Source organism: Bacillus sp. 7884-1, assembly GCF_002272245.1.
Taxonomy (GTDB): Bacteria; Bacillota; Bacilli; order Bacillales; family Cytobacillaceae; genus Neobacillus.
Genome location: NZ_NPDD01000103.1, coordinates 1 through 3,922, shown reverse-complemented (window position 1 = coordinate 3,922; position 3,922 = coordinate 1). Strand labels below are relative to the sequence as shown.

Sequence of the window (3,922 nt, the reverse complement as noted above, 5' to 3'; positions counted from 1 at the left end):
CCTGGAGCACAAATCAACAGCCTGATTTAACACATCCAAATTAATAAATCTAGGCCAGAACACATTTACAGAGTCTGGCCATTCTCAATTTATTTAGGAAAAAACTCTTTTGATTAACGATGAAGGCTTTTTCGGATTAACCTTTTGATCGATTAGCCACTGAAATCCGTACATAATAGCAGAATTTAATGAAAATAAAGCCAATGCTTGGTAATCCTTCAAACGTATGAGCGATGCAATCCCCATCCTTTGTAACCATTTAACAAATACGTAGATATGAAAAGTATCCACACCAAGATTAATCAAGGTATAACGAAGAAATTTACCAAATGTAAATTTCAATATCCAAATCGCTCCGACAAAAAATGGCCCAATAATGAAAGGAACTTCACCCATTACATTTGGGAATAATTGCGTATAAACCCTCCACCAGCCTCTTTTATTTGCGTAAACTGCCTGTAATCCAAATAAAAGACCAATAAATATCGAAGTAAGGGAAAAGCGTTTTATTGCTTTTTTTCCGATGAACGGTACCGTCAACCAGGGCAACAACATAATAACTAACACGTACTTCCTTTTATTACTCATATAGTAAGTTTCCTTTTTTTACTATTAGAATGTACAAAAGGAGAATAATTATCCATAAATGGAACATAAATATACTTTACTAAGGATAATTTATTAATCACAGGCGGTATTTCTATCTTTGTATTGACTAGTAGATTCATATATATTAATATATTTTTTTGTCAACAAAACGTGGTTCGAAAACCTCCCACGTAAAAAAACTAAGGAGAGTACTAATATGAAAATAAAAACACTTGTCGTAAACGCGATATTAGCAGCTTTATACATTGCTGTATCCGGTTTAATCGCACCCTTTGGCTTCACAAATGTTCAATTTCGTGTATCGGAAATGTTTAACCATCTAGTCGTTTTCAATAAAAAATACATCTTCGGAATCATCTTGGGTGTATTTTTCGCAAATCTTTTCTTTTCACCAATGGTTGCCTATGACCTCATTTTCGGTGTCGGACAATCAGTGATTGCTTTGACAATAACGATTGTATCATCACGCTATATTAAAGGGATATGGACCAGAATGATGGTTAATACAGTTGTTTTCACTGTTACTATGTTCATCATTGCCTTTGAATTAAACTTGGCATTTGAATTGCCATTCTTATTTACTTGGCTGACTGTAGCAGCAGGTGAATTTGTCGTAATGGCAGTAGGTATGCCGATTATATATTTCATTAACAAACGAGTAAATTTCGAAAAAAGAGTATAGATAAAAGAGATGCTGCTTCAGGAATGAAGCAGCATCTCTTTTGTTTCAATCTATAGAGATAATAAAGCTAGTGAACCTGAGATAATCTTTCGAACTATTTTTTTCCTTTTTCACCAGCATGGTCAGGTTTACCTACAGCTTTTCCGTTGTTGCCATCGCTGTAAGAAAGACCAAATCCGTATTCGTATTTGTCACCATTTTTATTCATATATTCGAAATCTGCATATTCTTCAGGCGCAAAGCTTGGAACATCTCCGACTTCCTTTTCTACCGCTTCTGCACTAGCTGGAATCGCGAATGGAAGTTTTCCTGCAGGTTTGAATTTTCCAGTGATTACATCAAATACTGCCTCTTGAACTGTACCGAAAGTACCGATTAATGCAGCAGCATTTGGCTCAAGTTCATTAATAAGCCATTGGTTCGTAAAGTTTAGAGCAGTGATGGTTGGAACTGTTTTTTGGATTTCAACAATTCGCTCTACATCAGATATTCCAGTTGTTTCATTAATATCAATACGTGGATTATTATCCCAGTTCGATTGGGTTGGTTTCACATATACATAAGCATGTGTTGCTTCCTCAACGCTATCAACTAATTCGATGTTAGGGAATTTTTCTGTCAGTGTATTCTTTAAGTCTGCAGTAAATCCTACAGATTGTAAGGCAGAATTTTCTGCTATATATTTTGCAGCTTCCTCACCTTTTAAGCTTCTTGGTGCTGCAACTCCAACAAATCCCTCAACATATAGTTTAATATCTTTTAACTTTCCATTAGTTAATGGTAATAGTTTTTTACCACCATCAATTTTATCATTACGCATTAGAACGACTGACTTTTGATGTGCTTCATAAGCTAATGCTCTGTTTTCTTCATTGTTTGCAGCAGCAATAGCTTCTGTAGGATTTACATATGGGTCTTCAAATAGACCTAATGTCATCATTTCTGATAGGGTATAAGTAATGGATTCGTTAACTTTTGCTACATCTACTAAACCATCGTTAACCGCCTCAATTACCAACTCTGGTGTTGCACCACCTGAAATAATATTGGTTCCTGCATTTAATGCTTTGGCTACTTTTTGTGCATTAGGAATTGGATTTCCATCTTCATCAACTAGGTAACCCCATGCACTGCCCGCAACTGCACCTGAGTCAGAGTTAATATATCCTTTGAAACCAAGACCTTCACGCAAGTAATCTATGATCCCTTTATTTAGAGTCATACCAACTTCTTCAAATTGCTGAGTTTCACTATACGGTTCTAAACCTTGATCAGCACTATCATTACTTGGATATGCGTAATAAGGCATTACCGATGCTACACCAGCTTCAATCGCTCTCTGGAATGGAGGAATATGATACTTCTCCAAACTTCCTTCAGTAGGGTAAATGTTAAAGCTGCCGTTTGCAAAGTGAGGATCTTGTCCATCATCACGTGCTCCACCGCCAGGGAAGTGTTTAACTGTGATGGCTACACTGTCTTTGCCAAGAGTTTCAGTTTGGAACCCTCTAATGATCTCATAATTCATGTCGCCAACTACTTTTGGATCTTCGCCGAATGTCTCCTCAATTCTTGCCCAAAGTGGATCTGTTGCAACGTCTGCCATATATCCATAAACCTTACGAATACCAGCAGCTCTCCATTCCTGACGGGCAATATCGGCAAATTCACCAACGGCTTCTACATCCCCGGCCGCTGCTAAACCTAATGTTCCTGGCCAGAAAGTATGTTGATCCTGAACATTCGTAATATTTGTATAATCTGTTGAGGCAGAGTTTCTTGGATTTGATGTAATCACAACTGGAATACCTAACTCTAGACCCTCTGCTAATTGTTGCATTTGGTTATTATAATTGGCAACATCGCCTAAGTTTTGAGATAGACGGTAAATAACGTGGCGCAATTTTTTTTCAGTTACAATTTTACTGTTACTAGGGGTTACAAATATCCCATCTGCTGGATCTGCCTCTGGAGTGTGAGTATTTATGTACATCAATCCAGCTTTTTGCTCAAGACTCATTTTACTAATCAAATCCGCTACACGCTCCGAAACTGGCTTTCTCCAGTCTTCGTAACCATCTAATCTATTATCACCATCTGCATCCCTAAAATACTTGCCGTCAATTTCAAGAATTCTATCTTGAGTTGCTACTTCAATTTCTGGCTGGCCTTCAGCTTTTGCAATTTTATAAGTTGTTATTGCACCCCTGCCAGTATATGGCGAAGCTTCTCCTTCTTCACCTGTATACCCTTGGTCATGGTCATCTGCAAAACCTACCTGTGGTCCAATGACTGGCGCAACTAATGATAGAGTAAGTGCGGTTGCCAATAGTTTTTTTCTAAGTTTTGAAGATTTTCTAATCTGTTTTGATATTGAAGCCATTTTTCTTCCCCCTTTTTTAAATTGAATGCGTTTACAAAACTAGGATAGCGTTTCTATGTTTAATGATATAATTCAAAATAGGCTATCAAATAGTGAGTTTTTTTAGGTATTTTTGTGATATTTTAATATTTGGAATTTTTGATTAATAGTACCTATGACTTTCTTCCTTCTTATACAAAGGCTGTGTTAGATTTGGCTGTTGATTTGTGCTCCACTAAGGAAAGCTTCTTTGAATAATCACCGCAGTG

At 36.9% G+C, this 3,922-nt stretch carries 3 protein-coding genes and 1 riboswitch; of the genes, 1 reads left to right on the top strand and 2 read right to left on the bottom strand.

Going from position 1 to position 3,922, the window contains the following annotated elements; genetic code table 11:
• Positions 1-93 precede the first annotated feature (93 nt).
• Positions 94-588, bottom strand: a complete 495-nt coding sequence (locus CHI06_RS13260; RefSeq protein ID WP_095249031.1) for a hypothetical protein — start codon at positions 586-588, stop codon at positions 94-96.
• 165 nt (positions 589-753) lie between these two features.
• A riboswitch (PreQ1 riboswitch) is annotated at positions 754-798 on the top strand.
• Positions 799-805: 7 nt separating this feature from the next.
• On the opposite strand from CHI06_RS13260, the gene CHI06_RS13255 reads away from it, so the two are divergent.
• Positions 806-1,291 (top strand): QueT transporter family protein, encoded by a 486-nt coding sequence (locus CHI06_RS13255; RefSeq protein WP_095249030.1) that lies wholly within the window; start codon positions 806-808, stop codon positions 1,289-1,291.
• 94 nt (positions 1,292-1,385) lie between these two features.
• Here the strand turns inward: CHI06_RS13255 and CHI06_RS13250 are convergent, their stop codons facing one another.
• A complete protein-coding gene (locus tag CHI06_RS13250; RefSeq protein ID WP_095249029.1) occupies positions 1,386-3,674 on the bottom strand; it encodes a glycoside hydrolase family 3 protein in 2,289 nt (762 codons plus the stop codon).
• Positions 3,675-3,922: the final 248 nt, after the last annotated feature.